This is a genomic window from Micromonospora sp. CPCC 205546 (genome assembly GCF_036902715.1).
Lineage (GTDB): Bacteria > Actinomycetota > Actinomycetes > Mycobacteriales > Micromonosporaceae > Micromonospora.
In genome coordinates this window covers 1-19,964 of record NZ_JBAKHL010000093.1, presented here as the reverse complement: position 1 = coordinate 19,964, position 19,964 = coordinate 1, and the positions used below count along the sequence as shown (strand labels likewise).

The 19,964-nt window shown below is 75.1% G+C and carries 15 protein-coding genes and 1 pseudogene; 10 read left to right on the top strand and 6 right to left on the bottom strand.

Annotated features, from left to right (window positions below; all coding sequences use genetic code 11):
- Window positions 1-196: pseudogene (locus tag V6U77_RS27285) on the bottom strand (DUF6412 domain-containing protein); the annotation flags it as partial.
- Between the two features lie 192 nt (window positions 197-388).
- On the opposite strand from V6U77_RS27285, the gene V6U77_RS27280 reads away from it, so the two are divergent.
- From V6U77_RS27280 to V6U77_RS27265, 4 genes are all read left to right on the top strand, one after another.
- Complete coding sequence (locus V6U77_RS27280; RefSeq protein ID WP_334609608.1) at window positions 389-1,537, top strand: carboxylate-amine ligase; 1,149 nt, start codon at window positions 389-391, stop codon at window positions 1,535-1,537.
- A gap of 13 nt (window positions 1,538-1,550) precedes the next feature.
- The gene (locus V6U77_RS27275; RefSeq protein WP_334609607.1) at window positions 1,551-2,930 is read left to right on the top strand and encodes an FAD-dependent oxidoreductase; all 1,380 of its coding nucleotides are present in this window, start codon (window positions 1,551-1,553) and stop codon (window positions 2,928-2,930) included.
- A gap of 116 nt (window positions 2,931-3,046) precedes the next feature.
- A complete protein-coding gene (locus V6U77_RS27270) occupies window positions 3,047-4,465 on the top strand; it encodes a WGR domain-containing protein (protein ID WP_334609606.1) in 1,419 nt (472 codons plus the stop codon).
- 188 nt (window positions 4,466-4,653) lie between these two features.
- Window positions 4,654-5,532 (top strand): aminoglycoside phosphotransferase family protein, encoded by an 879-nt coding sequence (locus tag V6U77_RS27265; protein WP_334609605.1) that lies wholly within the window; start codon window positions 4,654-4,656, stop codon window positions 5,530-5,532.
- Window positions 5,533-5,608: 76 nt separating this feature from the next.
- Here V6U77_RS27265 and V6U77_RS27260 read toward each other — a convergent pair whose 3' ends face one another.
- The gene (locus V6U77_RS27260; protein WP_334609604.1) at window positions 5,609-6,418 is read right to left on the bottom strand and encodes an Fpg/Nei family DNA glycosylase; all 810 of its coding nucleotides are present in this window, start codon (window positions 6,416-6,418) and stop codon (window positions 5,609-5,611) included.
- Between the two features lie 226 nt (window positions 6,419-6,644).
- On the opposite strand from V6U77_RS27260, the gene V6U77_RS27255 reads away from it, so the two are divergent.
- The 5 genes from V6U77_RS27255 to rocD all read left to right on the top strand — a co-directional run bounded on the left by V6U77_RS27255 (window position 6,645) and on the right by rocD (window position 12,891).
- Window positions 6,645-8,564 (top strand): lectin, encoded by a 1,920-nt coding sequence (locus tag V6U77_RS27255; RefSeq protein WP_334609602.1) that lies wholly within the window; start codon window positions 6,645-6,647, stop codon window positions 8,562-8,564.
- A 149-nt stretch (window positions 8,565-8,713) separates the two neighbouring features.
- On the top strand, window positions 8,714-9,484 hold the full coding sequence (locus V6U77_RS27250) for a hypothetical protein (RefSeq protein WP_334609601.1): 771 nt from the start codon (window positions 8,714-8,716) through the stop codon (window positions 9,482-9,484).
- 163 nt (window positions 9,485-9,647) lie between these two features.
- Complete coding sequence (locus tag V6U77_RS27245) at window positions 9,648-10,523, top strand: UbiA family prenyltransferase (protein WP_334609600.1); 876 nt, start codon at window positions 9,648-9,650, stop codon at window positions 10,521-10,523.
- A 341-nt stretch (window positions 10,524-10,864) separates the two neighbouring features.
- Window positions 10,865-11,680, top strand: a complete 816-nt coding sequence (ddaH, locus tag V6U77_RS27240) for a dimethylargininase (RefSeq protein ID WP_334609609.1) — start codon at window positions 10,865-10,867, stop codon at window positions 11,678-11,680.
- On the top strand, window positions 11,677-12,891 hold the full coding sequence (rocD, locus tag V6U77_RS27235) for an ornithine--oxo-acid transaminase (RefSeq protein WP_334609599.1): 1,215 nt from the start codon (window positions 11,677-11,679) through the stop codon (window positions 12,889-12,891). Before ddaH ends, rocD begins: the two co-directional genes overlap by 4 nt.
- 65 nt (window positions 12,892-12,956) lie before the next feature.
- Here rocD and V6U77_RS27230 read toward each other — a convergent pair whose 3' ends face one another.
- Entirely contained in the window at window positions 12,957-14,108 is a 1,152-nt protein-coding gene (locus tag V6U77_RS27230; RefSeq protein ID WP_334609598.1) for an FHA domain-containing protein, read from the bottom strand.
- Window positions 14,105-14,398: a 4a-hydroxytetrahydrobiopterin dehydratase gene (locus tag V6U77_RS27225; protein WP_121399652.1), complete on the bottom strand. Its 294-nt coding sequence runs from the start codon at window positions 14,396-14,398 to the stop codon at window positions 14,105-14,107. Before V6U77_RS27225 ends, V6U77_RS27230 begins: the two co-directional genes overlap by 4 nt.
- A gap of 199 nt (window positions 14,399-14,597) precedes the next feature.
- Between V6U77_RS27225 and V6U77_RS27220 the strand changes: the two genes are divergently transcribed.
- Window positions 14,598-15,374 carry a hypothetical protein gene (locus tag V6U77_RS27220; protein WP_334609597.1) on the top strand — a complete coding sequence of 259 codons (777 nt, stop codon included), beginning with the start codon at window positions 14,598-14,600 and terminating at the stop codon, window positions 15,372-15,374.
- A gap of 50 nt (window positions 15,375-15,424) precedes the next feature.
- Here V6U77_RS27220 and V6U77_RS27215 read toward each other — a convergent pair whose 3' ends face one another.
- A complete protein-coding gene (locus V6U77_RS27215) occupies window positions 15,425-16,474 on the bottom strand; it encodes a fatty acid desaturase family protein (RefSeq protein ID WP_334609596.1) in 1,050 nt (349 codons plus the stop codon).
- Between the two features lie 137 nt (window positions 16,475-16,611).
- Window positions 16,612-19,857 (bottom strand): SCO7613 C-terminal domain-containing membrane protein, encoded by a 3,246-nt coding sequence (locus V6U77_RS27210; protein WP_334609595.1) that lies wholly within the window; start codon window positions 19,855-19,857, stop codon window positions 16,612-16,614.
- Between the last annotated feature and the right edge of the window lie 107 nt (window positions 19,858-19,964).

Sequence of the window (19,964 nt, the reverse complement as noted above, 5' to 3'; positions counted from 1 at the left end):
CGCGCAGGGCGGCGGCGCGGCCGGCCCGGGGCGCGTCGACGAGGCCGGTCGCGTGCGCCGCGAGCGCGACGGCGAGCAGCGCCACGGCGGCGAGCGCGGCACCGGCGAGCAGCCCGGCGGGGCGGTCGGCGAACAGGGTCAGGTGCGCGAGGGCGTACGCCCACATCCCCAGCACGATCCCCAGCGGCCCCGGCACGTCGACCAGCCTAGGACCCGCTGTCACGCCACCCGACCCGTTCGCGCGACAACCCCGCGCACCCGCCCCGACCCCGGCCCGGGCGGTCGGGCGACACGCCGGTCCGCGTTTCCGCGCCTGCGTACGGTGGGTAACCACTGACCGACCCGGCGCGGACGGACCGCCGTCGGGGTGGAACGGACGGTGGTGGCGATGACCGGCCAGGTGGTGGAAGCTCCGAGCGGGACGGCTCAGGAAACCGACCTGCTCACGGTGGGCGTCGAGGAGGAGTTCCTGCTCGTCGACCCGCACACCGGAGCCGCGGTGCCCGCCGTCGACCTCGTCATGGAGCAGGTGCCGCCCGAGCTGCGCGGTCAGGTGGAGCGGGAGTTCCAGACCAGCCAGATCGAGATCGGCAGCCCGCCCGGCCTGGAACTCTCCTCGATCCGGCACTCACTCGGCGTGTTGCGGGCGGCGCTCGCCGACGCGGCCGAGCGGGCCGGCGTACGGCTGCTGGCCATCGGCACCGGGCCGGTCGACGGCCCGGTGCCCCCGGTGGTCGACAAGCCCCGCTTCGACCGGATGATCGAGCGGTTCCGCCTGCTGGTCCCCGGCCCCGGCAACAACGGCATGCACGTGCACGTCGGGGTGCCCGACCCGGAGACCGGGGTGCAGGTGCTCAACCACGTCCGGCCCTGGCTGCCGGTGCTGCACGCCGCGACCACCAACTCCCCCTTCGCCCGGGGCGAGGACACCGGGTACGCGAGCTGGCGGTCGGTGGAGTGGGAGCGCTGGCCGTCGGTGGCGCCCACCCCGTTCCTGGAGTCGCACGAGCACTACGAACGGCTGATCGGGCAGCTCATCGCCAGCGGGGTGATGCTCGACGAGGGGATGCTCTACTGGTACGCCCGCCTGTCGGCCAAGTACCCGACGGTGGAGATCCGCATCGGCGACGTCTGCCCGTCGGTGGACGACGCGGTGCTCGTCGCCGCCCTCGTCCGGGCCATGGTGGCGACCGCGATGGACGACATGGCCGCCGGCCGGCCGGCCCTGCGCACCGACCACCACCTGCTGGTCGCCGCGCACTGGCGGGCGGCGCACGACGGGCTGGAGGGCGAGGGCGTCGACCTGACCGACGGCGAGCTGCGCCCGGCCTGGGAGCTGTTCGACCAGCTCGTCGAGCGGCTGCGCCCGGCGCTGGAACGCCACGGCGACCTCGACGAGGTGACCGGCCTCGTCGACGGGCTGCGCCGGCACGGCACCGGGGCGGCCCGGCAGCGCGCCGTCTTCGCGCGTACCGGCAGCCTGGTGGACGTGGTGGAGGACGTCGCGCGGCAGACCCGCGGCGCCGACCGCTCGTGACAGGATGGTGCCCGTGGCGCAACGGCTGATCGTCATCGGTGGGGACGCCGCGGGGATGTCGGCGGCGTCCCAGGCGCGGCGCCGCCGCGACCGCGGCGACCTGGAGATCATCGCCTTCGAACGGGGGCACTTCACCTCGTACTCGGCGTGCGGCATCCCGTACTGGATCAGCGGGCTGGTGCCCGAGCGGGACCAGCTGATCGCGCGCGATCCGGAGACGTTCCGGGAGAAGTTCGACATCGACGTCCGGCTCCGGCACGAGGTGACAGCCATCGACCTCGACCGGCGCGAGGTCCTCGCGCGGGACCTCGACGGCGGCGGCGAGGCGCGGGAGCGCTTCGACACCCTGATGTACGCCACCGGGGCGGTGCCGAAGAAGCCCGGCTGGGCGGACACCGACGCCGGCGGCGTCTTCGGCATGCAGACCCTCGACGACGGCGCCGCGCTGCGCGACTGGCTGGAGGCCGAGCCCCGGCCGCGCCGGGCGGTGGTGATCGGCGGCGGCTACATCGGGGTGGAGATGGCCGAGGCGCTGATCCAGCGCGGGCTCGCCGTGACCCTGGTCGAGCAGGCCGAGCAGCCCATGGCCACCGTGGACCCGGACATGGCCGAACTGGTCACGGACGCCATGCGCGGCATCGGCGTCACCATCCGCACCGGCCTCGGGGTGACCGGCCTGGAGGAGACCGACGGCCGGGTGTCCGCCGTGGTCACCGCCGAGGGGCCCATCCCCGCCGACGTGGTCGTCCTCGGTCTGGGCGTACGCCCCAACACCGCGCTCGCGGAGGCCGCCGGCCTGCCGCTCGGCACCACCGGCGGGATCCGGGTGGACCGCCGGATGCGGGTGCAGGGGGTGCCGGACGTCTGGGCCGCCGGTGACTGCGTGGAGACCGTGCACCGGGTCACCGGGCTGCCGGTGCACGTGCCGCTGGGCACCCACGCCAACAAGCAGGGCCGGGTCGCCGGCATCAACATCGGCGGCGGGTACGCCACCTTCGCCGGGGTGATCGGCACCGCCGTCACCAAGGTCTGCGAGCTGGAGGTCGGGCGCACCGGGCTGCGCGAGAAGGACGCCGCGGCGGCGGGGTTCGAGTTCGTCTCGGTGATCGCCGAGTCCACCAACCGCGCCGGCTACTACCCGGGCGCCCGGTCCATGACGGTCAAGCTGATCGCGGAGAAGCCCAGCGGGCGGCTGCTCGGGGCGCAGATCGTCGGCTGGTCCGAGGCGGCCAAGCGGATCGACACCCTCGCGGTGGCGCTGTGGAACGGCATGACGGTGGACGACATGACCGCGCTCGACCTCGGCTACGCCCCGCCGTACGCACCGGTCTGGGACCCGGTGCTGGTCGCCGCCCGCAAGGCCGTCGACGCCCTGGCCGCCGTCGGCCGCTGAGGCGGAAACGCCCTCCGCGCATCCGCGTGGGGCTTTGTCGGGGGTGGCGGTTAGCGTGTGCCCGCTGTCGCCGCGCCGGCCGTGTCAGGCCGGTCGCTGACCCCTCGGAGGGCCCCATGTCGCAGGAGACGACCTACCTCGAACTGTCCGAATCGGACGGTGCGCACAAGTTCTACGAGGTCGTCGTCGACGACTGCGCGCTGACCGTCCGCTATGGCCGGATCGGCGACCAGGGCCAGGTCAAGACCACGGCCTACGCCGACAACGTGAAGGCCCGCGCGGCGGCGGCGAAGAAGATCGGCGAGAAGGTCCGCAAGGGATACGCCCCGGCCGTGCCGGGGGTGCGGCAGAAACGCGCCGTCTCCCGACGGCAGATCGTCAGCACCCGCTCCACCGCCCGCACCGCCCCGGTGCTGTGGCGCTACGACTCGGGCGCCCCCGCCTTCGGCATCTTCGTCGACGGGCAGAGCTGCATGGTCGGCAACGAGCGCGGGGTCATCACCACGCTCGGCCACGACGCCCGGGTGCTCAACCAGGTCCGCCTCCCCGAGGGGGTGAAGTGCATCGTCGCCGACGACGCCTGGATCTACGCGGGCTGCGACGACGGCAACGTCTACGACCTGTCCGGCAAGGTGCCCCGGGTGGCCTACGAGATCGCGCCGGAGATCGACATCTACTGGCTGGACATCCACGACGGGGTGCTGGGCGTCTCCGACGCGGGCGGCGGCATCGTCGCCGTCGACCACGAGGACGAGTTCCTCTGGCGCCGGCAGGGCCGGGGCCGGTCGGCGTGGATGGTGCGTTGCGACGCCGAGGCGCTCTACCACGGCCACTCGCAGGGGGTGACCGGCTACGACTGGCGAACGGGTCAGGAGTTGTGGCACACCCGCACCGGATCGGTGCTCTTCGGCTGGCAGGAGCCCGGCGCGGTGTTCGCGGGCACCGGCACCCGGGAGGTGGTGCGCCTGGCGAAGGACGGCCGAGTCGAGCGCACCTACCGCTGCGACGCCCCGGTCTTCTCCTGCGCCACGGCCGAGGGCGGCCGGTACGTCTTCGCCGGCGACAGCCAGTCCTCGATCTACTGCTTCGACGCGGCGGGCAACCGGCTGTGGAAGCTCGGCACCGGCTGCGGCTCGGCCTACTCGATGCAGTACCACGAGGATCGTCTCTACGTGGTCACCACCGGCGGCCACCTGGCCTGCATCGACGCCAGCGAGCCGGCGATCCGGGCGGCGGAGGCCGGCAGCGTGCCGGAGGTGGTCGACGTCAAGGCCCCGCCCCGGATGCCGGAGCCGGCGGCCTGGACGACGGTCGAGGTGACCAGCGACGTCGACGGCGGCGTGGTCGTGCAGTGCGTCGAGGACCGGGGCCGGCTGCGGGTGCATGTGGTCTCCCCCGGTTTCCACCGGGACTGGTCCGTGCAGTTCCCGAAGGGCATCCGCGAGCCGGGCGCGCGCTACCTGGTCACCCAGGTCCGCGAGTCCGGCCGGGGCGGCTTCTACCGCGCCCACGGTGACATCCGCCGCCTCCGCTGACCGCGCTCCCACACCCCACCCCACTCTCCGCCACCGGCACCGCCCCTCCCCCGGTGCGGGTCGGTGATCAAGAGGTTCGCGTCCGGTTCGATCTCCGGGACGGACCCGAACCTCTTGATCACCGGCGGATGGGTGGGGCGGGGAAATCGGTGGCGCGGGGTGGGCGGGCGCTGGTCCAGGATGGACGGGTGGATTCCGAACTCCTGATCCCGGACGGGCTGGGGTGGGTGCGGGGCGTGCCGGCCGGGCGGGAGTGGCTGGCGGCGCTGCCGGAGCGGCTGGCCGCCTGCGCCGCGCGCTGGTCGCTGCGGCTCGGGCCGCCCTTCCCGTACGCCTTCGCGTCGCTGGCTCTGCCGGCCGAGTTGCCCGACGGCACGCCGGCGGTGCTCAAGCTGCAGTACCCGGACCCCGACAGCGTGCACGAGGCCACGGCGCTGGAGCACTGGGCCGGGGTGGGAGCGGCCCGGCTGCTCGCGCACGATCCGGAGCGGCGGGCGCTGCTGGTCGAGCGGTGCGAGCCGGGTACGCCGCTGCACGCCCTGCCCGCCGACGCGGCGCTGGACGTGGCGGTCGGGCTGCTGCCCCGGCTGTGGCGGCCGGCCGGTCCGCCGTTCACCCCGCTCGCCGACGAGGCCGCCGGCTGGCTGGAGCGGCTGCCGGCCAACTGGGAGCGGGCCGGGCGGCCGTACGAGCGGCGGCTAATCGACGCGGCGCTGGGGCTGCTGGCGGACCTGGTCGGCAGCCAGGGCGAGCAGGTGCTGGTCAACCAGGACCTGCACGCCGGCAACGTGCTGCGGGCGACCCGGGAGCCGTGGCTGCTCATCGACCCGAAGCCGCTGACCGGTGAGCGCGAGTTCGGCGTGGTGCCGCTGGTGCGCGGCGCGGAGCTGGGGCACTCGCCGGACGCCGTCCGGCACCGGCTGGACCGGCTCAGCGCGGAGCTGGACCTGGACCGGGAGCGGGTACGGGGCTGGACGATCGGGCAGACGCTGGCCTGGAGCATCGGCGAGGGGAAGGTCTTCCCCCACCAGGTGGAGGTGGTCCGCTGGCTGCTCGCGGCCGGGTGACCCCTGCGGCGGCGCCCGGGGCGCGGGCGGCGGGCGCAGCCCGGCGCGGAATCGGTGCGGCGCGGCCGAGGAGGGGTCAGCTCCGCTGACAGGTGGGGCACCAGTAGAGGTTGCGGCCGGCCAGTTCGCCCCGGCTGACCGGGTCGCCGCAGACGTGGCAGGGCTCGCCGGGGCGGCGGTAGACGTACACCTCGCCGCCGTGCCGGTCGACGCGGGCGGGGCGGCCCATCGCCTCGGGCAGGTGCGCGTCGCGGACGGTGTCGATGCGGCCGCGACCGACGGCGAGCCGCATCAGCGCCACCAGGTCGGCCCAGAGCGCGTCCCAACCGGCGCGGGTCAGCCGCCGGCCGGGCATCGTCGGCGGCAGTCCGGCCCGGAACAGCGCCTCGGTGACGAAGATCAGCCCGGTGCCGGCCACCACCGACTGGTCCAGCAGCAGCGCGGCCAGCGGCGTCGGGCTGCGGGAGATCCGGGCGTACGCCCGGTCGGGGTCGGCGTCGGCGCGCAGCGGGTCGGGGCCGAGCCGGCCGCGCAGCGCCGCCACCTCGGGCGGGGTGAGCAGCTCGCAGGCGGTGGGGCCGCGCAGGTCGAGCCAGTGCCGGTCGCTGGTCAGCCGTAGCCGCACCTGGCCGACCGGCTCCGGCGGCTCCCCGGCGCCGTCGGCGAACCTGCCGTAGAGCCCGAGGTGCACGTGCAGGGTCAGCTCGCCCGCGTGATGGTGCAGCAGGTGCTTGCCGTACGCCTCGGTGGCCTCCAGGACCGTGCCGGAGAGGCGGGCCGCGCCCTCGGCGAAGCGGCCCTGCGGGCTGGCGGCGTGCACCTTGTCCCCACCGAACAGCTCGGCGTGCCGCGCCGCCAGGCGGTGGATGGTGTGTCCCTCTGGCACGGGTGCCAAGGATAGTCAGCGCTCCCGGGGTCCAGCGCCGGCGGCGCGCGCCTCGACGACAGTCGACCGATCAGATTCATTGACTTCTATTACGAAGGAATATTAACTGGTTCCCACGGAGGTTCGGACAGGTCCGGGCAATCCGTGACATCAACGCGCCCGTCACCGGCCGGTTCGTGCACGTGCCGCACATCGCCCCCCCACCGCCGCGCGAGAGGAAGTCCCGATGTCCCCCACCCCCGCACCCGCCGCGGCGGGCCACCGCCGACGAGCCCGGCGCCGGGCCGCGTCCGCGGGCCTGCTCGCGCTCTGCACCGCCGTGGCCGCCGCCACGGTCACGCTCCCGGCGCCGGCGTCCGCCGCCAACGAGCCGGTGAACGTCTGGCTGACCACCACCACGGACCCCGGTGGCCGCCAGGTCAGCCGGGGCCTCCAGCAGCAGGCCCCGCTCGCCTTCGCCCCCTCCAGCGGCGGCGCGACGCACACCATCACGGTCAACGAGAACACCCGCTACCAGCAGTTCGAGGGCGGCGGCGCGTCGATCACGGACACCACCGCGTACCTGTTCCGGGGCGGACCGATCAGCGCGACCACCCGCGACGCCGTGATGCGCAAGCTCTTCTCCCCGACCGACGGCATCGGGCTCTCCTTCGTCCGCAACCCCATCGGCGCCTCGGACCTCTCCCGCCCGGGCAACGTCTCCCTCGACGACACCTGCTGCGACCTCAACGACTTCTACACCAACGGCTACGACACCGACGTGCGGCTGCTCACCGCCCAGGCCCGGTCGCTCAACCCGGAACTGCGGGTGAAGGGGGTGCCGTGGAGCGCCCCCGGCTGGATGAAGGACAACGGCCGGATGGACCAGATGGGCTGGCTCAAGTGGGAGTACTACCCGATGTACGCCCAGTACCTGGTCAGGTACGTGCAGACCTACCAGGCCGCCGGCATTGCGGTGAACTACCTGTCGGTGCAGAACGAGCCGAACTGCTGCAAGTCCGCCGCGCCGACCGAGATGAACTACCCGGGCATGAGCTGGAACGGGTCGGGGCTGGTCGAGTTCACCAAGAACCACCTCTACCCCGCGCTGCGCGCCGCCGGCCTCAACACCAAGGTCCTCGTGCACGACTGGAACTACGGCGACTACTCCGGTTTCGGGGCGGTGCTGCTGGCCGACCCGGGCATCCGCAACGATCCGCTCTTCGGCGGCATCGCCTGGCACGGCTACTTCGGTGAGCCGACCGTGGGCACCCAGGTGCGCAACCAGTACCCGTCGGTGCGCCAGTTCAGCACCGAGCACTCGGGCGGCACCTGGATCGGCAACCAGCACAACGAGGACCTGGCCGACATCGTCAACTACGCCCGCAACCACAGCAGCAGCCTGGTCAAGTGGAGCCTCGCCCTCAACCAGAACAGGGGCCCGCACAACGGCGGCTGCGACGTCTGCACCGGCCTGGTCACCGTGCAGGAGGGCGGCCCCCGGGCCGGCCAGGTCGACTACACCGTCGAGTACTACACCACCGGGCACCTGACGAAGTTCGTCCGGCCCGGCGCGTACCGGATCGACTCGACCGCCAACGGCGCGGTGCAGAACGTGGCGTACGTGAACCCGGACGGGTCCAAGGCGCTCATCGCGCACAACGGCGGCACCGGCAGCCAGTCGGTCAAGGTCGTCTGGGGCGGGCAGTCCTTCACGTACTCGCTGCCGGCCCGGACCACCGCCACCTTCACCTGGTCGGGCAGCCAGTCCGGCGGCGGCGGGCGGACCGGCCCGGTCGTCGGCCTGGCCGGCAAGTGCCTCGACGTCGCCGGGGCCAACAGCGCCGACGGCACCGCCGTCCAGCTCTACGACTGCAACGGCAGCGCCGCGCAGCAGTGGACGCTCGGCGGCGACGGCACCATACGGGCCCTGGGCAAGTGCCTGGACGTGCGGGACAACGCCACCGCCGACGGCGCCCGCACCCAGCTGTGGACCTGCACCGGCGCCGCGAACCAGCGGTGGACCGCGACGGCGGCCCGCGACCTGGTCAGCGCCAGCGCGAACAAGTGCCTGGACGTGGTGGACAACAACTCGGCAAACGCGACACCGACGCAGGTCTGGACGTGCACCGGCGGCGCGAACCAGAAGTGGACGGTGCCCGCCTGACGCGCCTCGGCCCGGCGGGGGTGCTGCCCGGCGGTCCGCCGGGCAGCACCCCCGCCGTTTCGGTCGACCCGCTGCCGGGAAGAACTGTCGGGACAGGCCGGCCGCCGCGCCCCCCGGAACGGCCACGCCAGCACAGGGAGGGCACCGCGATGGACCACCGCATCCCCCGGCACCCCGCCAGCAGACTGCGGCGGTCCACCGCCCTCGGTGTGTCGTTGCTCGGTGCCGTCGGCCTCGGCGGCGGCTGCACCGCCCCGGCCGACGACCAGGGTCGGAGCGCGGCACCCACGCCCTCGGCGACCGTGTCGACGCCCTCCGCGACGGCACCCACGCCCTCGCCCACCGGGCGGACGCGGGTGACCATTCCCACCTCGGCCTTCCTCGACCTGCCACCGGAGCTCCGGAAGTCGCCCCGGGCGGCGACGCCCGTCGCGAACGCCCTGCCCAAGCTGTGCGACGAGGAGTTCGGCACCGGCGGTCGGGCGGTGACCGCGAGCGCCTCGATGATGAACGTCTACAAGCAGATCGGGGACCCGCCGGAGAACGTGCCGTACGGCACGGTCACGCAGACCATCTTCAGCTTCGAGGGTGAGGGCGCCTCGGACTACCTGCGGCGGCTGCGCGGCTCGCTCGGCTCGTGCCCGTCCTTCCGCCGGTCGGGGGCCACCGTCGACGTCCGGACCCGCCCGCTGCCCGGCGTCGGCGACGAGGCCCTGCTCGTGACCCAGACCTGGCCGCAGACGGACCTGCAGGGCAACCGCACCGGCGGCGACGCGGTCACCCAGATCGCCGTGATCCGTGTCGACGACGTCACGACGGTGCTCCACGACCAGGGCTGGGAAGGCACCAGCGGCAGCCCGGACCTCATGGACGACTTCACCCGCGCCGCCGTCCGCGCCCTCGACACCTGGCGGCGGTAGGCCGCTGCGCCCGGCCGCACGGGAATGTCCTTCGCGCCGGCCCGGCCCCATCGCCGCGCGCGGCCCCGGTGTCGGGCGACGACCGCCTGGGTATTGCAGAGGCGTACCGCGTGGGCGGCGTCGTTGCATCGGCGACCACGCATTCATGAGGAGGTGTGTGGTGGTGAAGATTCCCTCGCTGTCCCGCCGGTCGGAAGAGACACCGGCACGGGACGAGAACCTCGACGGCCGCGTCGACGACCGCGACGCTTCCGGCCAGACCGGCCGGGACGGCGCGACACGGGCCGACGCGGACGGCGGCGACGGGCCCAGCCGTCCGGTGGTCACCGACCGGGACGGTGAGCAGACGACCTACCGCAGCAGCGCCGCGCCCGACGGCGCCGGTCGGGACGCCGCCGCCGAGCGGCGGGCGGCCGAGCGGGCGGCCGTCGCCCGGGCCGCCACGGCCCGGCCCACCGACGACGACCACCGGCGTGCGGCCCGGACGACCGAGCCCGACCCGGCGCTCGAACGGACCCTCGACGGTCGGACGACCGATCTGGACCGGAACGCGGCGCTGGGCGCCCGGACGGACCGGGACCGCACCGGGGAACGCCCGCTCGACGGGGACACCGTGGAGCGGCCCGTGGACCGGGACCGCACCGTGCAGCGGCCCGTCGACCGCGACGGTGACGGCGTCCCCGAGCGCGGGCCGGAGCCGGTGGTCGCCGGTCCGAAGCCCCGGGCCAGCATCCTCGCCACGCTGGGTCTGATCGTCGGCGTGGCCGGGGCGCTCTTCGTGCTCACCGGCACCCTCGCCGGGTACGGCATCGCCCTCGGCGCCCTCGGCGCGGTCCTCGCCGTGCTGGGTCTGATGGCCACCCGCCGCCGGCACATCGCCGGCAAGACCGACGCGCTGCTCGGCGTCGCGCTGGGCCTCGGCGCGGTGGTGCTCGGCGTGCTGGCGATGACCGGCCAGTTCGACTGGCCGACCACCGACGGGGACTGGGTGCAGCGGTTCCGCGAGTGGCTTGACTCACAGTTTGTGGACCGCTTCTAGCGGGCACTGTCCGGCTCGCCGGCGATGCGCCGGCAGCGCCGGTGGTTCACCGGCGACGCCCGACCAGCCTGGTGGTTCACCAGCCGGGCGACCCTTTTTCGGGGGCGGCGGTTCGCCGCCCCCGAAGTGTCTTCCGGGGCCCGGATCCCCGCGCGATGCGTCGACACGCGACGATACGCAACGAACCGTCGTCAAAGGTGTCCCACACGCAACGATTCGTCGTCCTGCGCAACTTCCAGCGGTGGATTCCACCATCGGCGCCGCATAGCGTTGAGCAACGGCGCCAGCCCGTGTGCCGAAGGTGGCCGGGCGCGCCCGACCCTGGGAGCAGGACAATGACGATGGACGCCACCAGCCAGCGCTTCCTGATGTGCCGGCCGACGTACTTCGCCGTCGACTACGCCATCAACCCCTGGATGGACCCGACCGCGCCGGTCGACGTCGACCTCGCCGTCCGGCAGTGGGAGCAGCTGCGGCAGATCTACCGGGACCTGGGCCACACCGTCGAGGAGATCGCTCCGGTGCCCGGCCTGCCCGACATGGTGTTCGCCGCCAACGGCGGCACGGTGATCGACCACAAGGCGATGGCGGTGCAGTTCCGCGACCCGCAGCGCGCGGACGAGGCCCCCGCCTACCGCGCCTGGTTCGAGGCCGCCGGCTTCGAGATGTACGACCCCAAGCACGTCAACGAGGGCGAGGGCGACATCCTGCTGGCGGGCGACATCCTGCTGGCCGGCACCGGCTTCCGCACCGCGCACGCCTCACACGCGCAACTCCAGGAGGTCTTCGGCTACCCGGTGGTGACCATGCAACTGGTCGACCCGCGCTTCTACCACCTGGACACCGCGCTCACCGTGCTCGACGAGCGGACCGTGGCGTACCTGCCGGAGGCGTTCTCGCCCGGCAGCCGGGCCGTGCTGCGCCGGCTCTTCCCCGACGCGGTGCACGCCACCCTCGCCGACGCCGAGGTCTTCGGGCTGAACGCGGTCAGCGACGGGCGGCACGTGGTGCTGCCGGCGCAGGCCACCGGCCTGGCCGCGAAGCTGCGCGACCGGGGCTACGAGACGATCGGCGTCGACCTCTCCGAGCTGCGCAAGGCCGGCGGCGGACCGAAGTGCTGCACGTTGCGACTCCGTCAGGGAAAGGCTAGCCAGTGATCGACGACATGCTGCGGACGCCGGAGGCGATCCGCGACGCGGAGCGGTGGACCGCGCACAACTACCACCCGCTGCCGGTGGTCATCTCCTCCGCCGAGGGCTGCTGGCTGACCGACGTGGACGGCCGGCGCTACCTCGACTGCCTGGCCGGCTACTCGGCGCTGAACTTCGGCCACCGCCACCCGACGCTGATCGCGGCCGCGCACGCGCAACTCGACCGGCTCACCCTCACCAGCCGGGCGTTCATCCACGACCAGTTCGCCGACTTCTGCCGGGAGCTGGCCGAGCTGTGCGGCAAGGACCTCGTGCTGCCGATGAACACCGGCGCCGAGGCGGTGGAGACCGGCATCAAGGTCGCCCGCAAGTGGGGCTACCAGGTCAAGGGCGTCGCGCCGGGCCAGGCCAACATCGTGGTGGCCGAGGGCAACTTCCACGGCCGCACGACCACCATCGTGAGCTTCTCCACCGACTCCGACGCGCGGGCCGACTTCGGGCCGTACACCCCGGGGTTCACGGTCGTCCCCTACGGCGACCTGGCGGCGCTGACCGCCGCGATCGACGAGAACACCGTCGCGGTGCTGATCGAGCCGATCCAGGGCGAGCAGGGCGTCGTCGTGCCGCCGGAGGGCTACCTGCCGGGCGTACGCCGGGTCTGCACGGAGCAGAACGTGCTCTTCATCGCCGACGAGATCCAGTCCGGCCTCGGCCGGACCGGGGACACCTTCGCCTGCGACCACGAGAACGTCACGCCCGACATGTACCTGCTGGGCAAGGCGCTCGGCGGCGGCATCGTGCCGGTCTCCGCGGTGGCCGCGAACGCCGACGTGCTCGGCGTGCTCAGGCCGGGCCAGCACGGCTCCACCTTCGGCGGCAACCCGCTGGCCTGCGCCGTCGCGACCGAGGTCGTGCGGCTGCTGGCCACCGGCGAGTTCCAGCGCCGCTCGACCGAGCTGGGCGCCCGGCTGCACGCCGGTCTCCGGTCGCTGATCGGCAGGGGTCTCGTCGCGGTGCGGGGCCGGGGCCTGTGGGCCGGCCTCGACATCGACCCGACGCTGATGAGCGGCCGGGAGGCGTGCGAGCGGCTCGCCGAGCGCGGGGTGCTCGCCAAGGACACCCACGGCGCCACCATCCGGCTCGCCCCGCCGCTGGTGATCACCGAGGAGGAGATCGACCACGCGCCCCCCCAGCTCCCCGCCCCCCTGGCCGGCTGACCCCGTACGACGCGGGCGGGCGCCGGGACCACGGCCCCGGCCCCCCCCGTCGTCTCCCCGGCGGATCAGCGGGGCAGGCGCATCGCCATCGTGGGGGCCTCGGCCATGACCGAGGTCGGCGTGTAGGGGGTGCCGCTGGGCAGCTCGTCGGGCCGGCCGATCTGCACCCCGGGATAGAGCTCCACCATGTCGCCCTCGGCCAGCACCCGGGACTGCTGCGGCGCCAGCGGGATCCGGTCGGCCTCCGCCATCGACCCGCCCGGGCGGATGCCCGAGCCGTTGGTGCTCACGTCCGTCACGATCACCTCGCCGACCCGCAGCTCGAACCGGACGTGGCTGCGGCTGATCCAGCGGCGCGCCTCGTCGTTGAGCCACTGCCCCAGGACGATCCCACCGGCCTGCTCGGGCGCCCGGCCCACCACCGCCGGCTGGTCCTCGGTGAGCACGAAGCGGCGGCGGATCAGCCCGCCCACCCGGACGGCGAGGACGGCGCTGCGCGGTCGCGGACCGCCGTCGCCGAGCCGGGTGCCGTGCCGGGGGCAGGTCGGGACGCCGCCGCGCAGCGTGGGCGGCGGCTGGCCGGCGGGGCTGCGCTCCACCACCCGGGACAGGTCGGCGAAGGCCCCGCCGCCCCCGCCACCGCCGAAGAGGGCGCAGCCGGGCTCGGCGCAGCGCCACCGGCGGGCGAGCAGCTTCACGCCGGCCGGTGACCGCTCACCGGCGACGGGGGTGTGCCCGCCGCCGACGTGGGCGATGAAGGCCGGCCCGCCCGCGCCGGGCACCGGGGCGAGCACCCGGCCGGCCTGCTCGACCAGCCACGGGTAGCGACCGCGCAGGCCGTCGGCCCGCACCCGGGTGAGCACCGGCAGCCCGAGCAGGTCGGCCACCTCCAGCATCCGGTCGCCCGGGTTGTCGAGCACCTCGACCAGCCCGTCGTCGGCCCACCGGCGCACCACCATGCGCTCGTTGGAGGTGAGGTCGGCGTCGGAGAGCAGGGCCCGGTGGACCACCGCGTAGACCGGGACGCTGTCCTCCTCCAACTCGCGGGCGAGGGCGTCGATCACCATGCCGAGGCGGAGCAGGCTGGCCGGCCGGCCGCCGTCGAGGTCCTGGTAGCGGATCACCTCGGCCAGGTCGACGACGGCCCGGGCCAGCGACGGGTCGGTGCTGACCCGGCCCTCGATGGCGTCCAGCACCTTGCTGATCTCGAATCTCATCCGACGCTCCCCACGATCTCGTCGATCCGCCGAGCCAGTTCCAGGTCACGCCGGGTGACCCCGCCGGCCGAGTGCGTGACGCACCGGAAGGTCAGGGCCCGCCAGCGGATGTCGATGTCGGGGTGGTGGTCCAGCTCCTCCGCCGTCACGGCGACCCGGTCGACCACCGCGATGGCCTCCGGGAAGCTGGCCAGCTCCACGGTGCGGGTGATCCCTGCGGGGTCTCCCGACCAGCCCGCCAGCCCACCCAGCTCGTCTCGCACCGCCTCGGCGGTGAGCACGTCTGCCATGGGGAGACCCTACCGGGACCGGGCGCGACGACGACGACCAGCGGCGGGAGGTGTGGCCGACCCGGCAGCACGGCGATCCGGGGACCGCCATGGCATAGATGGGCGGCTGTGGACCGGCGGGGTTAGGCTGACCGGCGGCCCGGCCGGGCAAGGCGACCGGTGTCGCCCCCGGCCCACCCTGCGTGAGGAGATTTCCACGATGAACACTCGACGGCTGGCGACCACGGGGGTCGCGCTCGTCGCCGCGCTCGCCCTCGGTCTCACCGGGTGCGGCACGGGGACGGACGCGGACGCTCCGGCCGGCAACGGCGGCGCCACCACCGGGGCGGCGCCGGCCAGCAGCGCCCCCGCCGACGCCCGCGCCGAGCTGGGGGCCGCCGCGCAGAAGCTGACCCAGCAGAGCGTCAAGATGCGGCTCACGTCGCCGGTCGTCAACGGCAGCGGCATGATGGACCCGGCCGCCAAGACCGGTGACATGACGATGAAGATGGGCGCGGAGGGCACCTTCCGCGTCCTGATGCTCGGCAACGACGTCTACCTGAAGGTCACCGGCATGCCGGGGATGCCGAAGAAGTGGATGCACATGGACGCCACCAAGCTCGGCAAGAGCGGCCAGCTCAACCTGATGCCCGACGGCGACCCGGGCGGCGCGAAGCAGATGGTCGACAGCGTGGTGGACGTCGAGAAGACCGGCCCGGGCAGCTACTCGGGCACCCTCGACTACACCCGCACCAAGCCCGACGACAAGGCCATCCAGGCCCTCGGTGACAAGGCCAAGGCCGTCCCGTTCACCGCCAGGGTCGACGACCAGGGCCGGCTCGTCGAGTTCGCCATCGACACCCAGGTGCTGCACGAGTCCCTGGGCACGATGATCACCAACTACTCGGACTTCGGCACCCCGGTCACCGTGCGGAAGCCGGCCGCCGGCGACACGCAGGAGGCCCCGCAGGAGCTGATCGAGTCCATGGGCTCCTGAGCCGAGCCGGTACGCGGACGGGGGCGGCGCCGCCCCCGTCCGCGCGTCGGTCAGCCGCGCAGCGGCCGGCCGACCTCGTGCAGGTGCGCGAGCGCCTGGCGGTACGACTCGACCAGCCCCGTCTCGGCGTACGGGACGCCCTGCTCGGCGCAGTAGGCGCGCACGATCGGCCGGGCCCGGCGCAGGTTGGCCCGGGGCATGTTCGGGAACAGGTGGTGCTCGATCTGGTAGTTGAGCCCGCCCAGGGCGACGTCGACGAGCCGGCCGCCCCGCACGTTGCGGGCGGTGAGCACCTGCTTGCGCAGGAAGTCCAGCTCGTCGTCGGCGGTGGGCATCGGCATGCCCTTGTGGTTCGGGGCGAACGAGCAGCCCATGTAGAAGCCCCACAGCCCCTGGTGCACGGCGACGAAGAGCAGCGCCTTCAGCGGCGACATCACCAGCAGCAGCGCGCCGAGGTAGCCCACGGCGTGCAGGGCCAGCAGCAGCGCCTCGACCCGACGGTGCCGCATCGGCGTGCGGAACCCACCGTCGGAGTCCCGCCCCACGATCGCCTGCACGCTCGCCACGTGCAGGGCGAACCCCTCCAGCAGCAGCATCGGGAAGAACAGCCACGCCTGCCGGCGGGCCAGGCGGCGGCCGAACCCGCGCGTCGCGGCGGCCTGCTCGTACGTCCAGACCAGCGCGCCCGCCCCCACGTCGGGGTCCTCGTCCTCGTGGTTCGGGTTGGCGTGGTGCCGGTTGTGCTTGTCGACCCACCAGCCGTAGCTGAGCCCGACCGCCAGGTTGCCGGTGAGCAGGCCGATGGCCTCGCTCGGCCCGCGCCGCCGGAACATCTGCCGGTGGCCGGCGTCGTGGCCGAGGAACGCGACCTGGGTGGTGGCGACGGCCAGGAAGACGGCCACCAGGAGCTGCGCCCACGAGTCGCCGACCAGCACGACCGCGGCCCAGCCCGCCGCGAAGACGCCCAGCGTGAGCGCGATCCGGGTCACGTACCTTCCCGGGCGCCGCTCCAGCAGACCCGCCCCGCTGATCCGCCGGGACAACTGCGCGTAGTCACTGCCCCGCCGTACGGGCGGGTCCGCCACCGCTTCGAGCACCATCACGGCTCCCGTTCCTCGATCCGGACCGCGCCGGCCGGCGCACCCCTGCCCTCCAGTCTCCGGTGAACGGTTGCGCTGAGTAACCCTGCTCACCCCCGGGTCGGGGGTAGGGCGAGCCCTACCCCCGACGGTGCCGGTCAGTCCATCCGGCCGACGGCGGCCCGCAGCCGGGCCAGGTCCCGGCGGCGCCGCTCGTACGTGGTGGCGAGGCCGATCAGCGCCAACCCGCCGACGGCCAGGAAGATCCATCCGGGCAGCAGGTCCCAGCTGCGGACCAGTTCGTGCAGCGCGAGCAGCACCAGGGTCACCCCACCCAGCAGCACCGGCGCCTGCCAGCGGCGGGTCGCCCCGGCCAGGACCGCGCCGAGCGCGGCGGCACCCAGCAGCAGCCGCCGCCACGGCTGGGGGTCCGGGGCCACCAGCACCGACACCAGGCTCGGCAGCAGCGCGGCCGCCAGCGCCGGGCCCAGCGCCAGCCAACTGGTCAGCCCCGGCCGCGTACGCAGCGCCACCAGGCCCGCCGCGAGAGCCAGCGCCGCCGCCGGCACCGTGTACGCCTCCAGCACCGCCACGTCCCGGGCGGCCAGCAGCAGCCAGCCGCCGACCAGCTCGCTGCCGCCGGCGATGCCCGCGAAGGCCCACCGTCGACCCGACGACTCGCCCCGACGCAGCACCCGTAGCGCGACGGCGGCGCCCCACAGTACGCAGACCGCCGCGGCGTGGCGGACCGAGCCCACCGCGAGCAGCAGCGCGACCAGCGCCACCGCCTGGGCCGCCGCGTCCAACGCCGCCGCCGTGGCCCGTACCCGACGGACCGGACCGGCCGCCGCCACGCCAGCGTGCCCGGGCGTCGGTGGGCCGGCCGGAGGCGATCCGGGGGTGGACGGGCCGACCGGAGGCGGCCCGGCGGACGTCCGGGAGCCGCCGAGCACCGCCGCGGCGGCCAGGGTGAGCACCGCGACGGCGAGCACACTGAACGCGGCCGTCCGCACCGGCAGCCCGCCGGCCAGCGGCGCGACGACGGCGAGACCGGTCGCGGCGGCCACCGCCACCAGGGCACCGCTCAGGCGGGCGTCGTCCCGGCGGGCCGCCGCCCCGACCACCGTCGCCACGACCACGAGCACGCCGAGGCCGACGATCGTTCCGGCCCGGGTGGCCAGCAGCCCGAGCAGCCCGGACACCACCAGCAGCAAGCCCACCGGCAGCCCGACCGGGACGAGCAGCGGGCGCGGCGCGGCCAGGGCGGCGACCAGCACCAGCGCCGACCCGCCGAGCAGGGTGACGACCGGCAGCACCGGCCACGGCACGCCGGCGGCCACCAGCAGCACGGGCAGCGCGGTCGCGACGAACGGCGAGGCGGTCATCGCCGCCCGCCACCAGCCGGCAGCCACCGGCGAGGTGGCGGCCGGGCCGGGCCGCACGAGCCGGCCGGCCAGCGCCCCGGCCACCGCCAGCGCGACCAGCGCCAGGCCCACCGGGAACGCCCCCGGATCGGCCCGCACGGTGGGCGCCCCGGACCAGGGCGCCACCGCGCCGTACGGGGCGACGAGCGCCGCCAGCGCCACCGGCACGGCGGCGGCGGCCGAGACCACGAACAGCCCGACGCCGGCCACCCGCAGGACGACGTCGGCGCGCACCGCGCCGCCCAGCGCCGCCAGCAGCACCGCCACGGCGGCGTAGAGCGTCACCGGTTCGTCGGCCGGTACGACCACCGGCGCCAGCCCGACCGCCGTGAGGGCCACGGCCACCCCGACGGAGGCGTACGCCCCCAGGTCGGGCCAGTGCCGGCGGACCGCGAGCAGCCCGGCGGGCAGCAGCGCGACGGCGGCGAGCGCCGCCCTCGCCTGCCACCAGGCCGGCGCGCCGGCGGCGAGGAGGGCCACGACCGCGCCGGCCGGCACCGCCGGCGCCATGACGGCCAACGCCGTCCCGGCGATGCCGCGCTGCACCGCCGTGCCGCGCCGGCCGGCCCCCGCCACGGCGGTTCCGGCCACCAGCACCACCGCGAGCGCCGTGCCCGCCCCTGCCGGCGCGGCGAGCCCGACCACCAGGCCGTGCCCGAGCAGGACGGTCCCGGCCACCCCCGCGGCCAGGACCGTCCAGGACCGGACGCCCGGCCGCGCCACCGCGACGGCCAGCAGGCCGACCGCCGCCACCAGGTCCAGGGCCACCACGGCGGGCCAGGGCGACGGCCAGCCGGCCGGCACCGCCAGCACCACGGCCGCCGCGCCGATCGCGGCCAGCGCCGGCCGGGCGGCCCTCGGCAGGAGCAGCCCCAGGGCGGCCACGGTCAGCGCGATCACCACCGGAAGCTGCCAGCCCCGGCCGAAGTCGGGCCCGGCGGCGGCCCCCTGCCACGGGGGCAGCGACCGGCCGGCGGTGGTGCCGGCGAACGCGACGGCCAGCAGCACGGCGACCTGGGCCGTCCCGCCGGCCACCAGCAGCGCGCCGGCCCGGGGGCCGGTCTGCCAGCCGGCGGGCAGCAGCCGTACCGCGCCGGCCAGGGCCACCACGACCAGCGCGGTGAGCAGCGGCGACAGGCCCAGCTCCGCGATGGGGCGGACCACCGCGCCGGCCAGTGCCGGCACCAGCAGCGCGGCGGCCACGGCGCGGAACACCGCCCCGCCGGTGAGCAGTGCGGTGCCGAGCAGCGTCAGCGCCACCAGCAGCATCGGCACCCCGGCCAGCAGCGGGATGCCGGCGGCCCGGCCGACGGCCAGCGGCACGAGCGCGCAGTACGCGGCCACGAGCAGCGCGACGGCGTACCCGACCCAGGCGAGGACGCGCCCGGCGACGACCGCCGGGCGGTCACCGACCGCCGAAGCGGTGCCGGCCGCCGGAGCGTTCCGACGGCGCAGCGCGACCAGCACCGCCAGGTCGAGCAGCGCCACCCCCAGGAAGGCCATCCCCCAGCCGGCGGCGTCCGGCCGCGCGTCGGCGGCGAGCAGGGGCAGTACCGGCTGCGCGGTCACCAGGGCCGCGAACCACGGCACGGTCAGCCCACTGAGCCGGGCGTACCCGGCGGCGACCGCCGCGCTGGCCCCCCCGACCAGCGCGGCGTACCGGGTGCCGGGCCAGTCCGCCACGCCGACGAGGTCCACCGACCAGGCGGCGTACCCGTCGAGGAGCACCAGCAGCAGCCCGACGGCCGCGAAGGTCTCCGCCGTGCCGCGCAGCCCGCGCCGCACCGTCAGCAGCGGCACCGCCAGGGCGAGCGCGGTGACCGCGAAGAGGATCACGGCCCGGCCGGCGACCCCGACCGACGCCCAGGCGACCGCCGTGAAGACCACCGCGGCGGTGCCCAGCAGCAGCCCGCCGAGGACGAAGAGCAGGCCCTGCACCGTCCGGGTCGAGGTCTCCGCCCCGCCGGCACCCGCACCCACCGGCGCGGGGACCGCCGGCCACCCCGGCGGTGGGCTCGCGGCCGGCGGTGGCGCCACGGCCGGCCCCGCGGTCGCGGCACGCACCGGGCGGCCCGGCACCGGGCCAA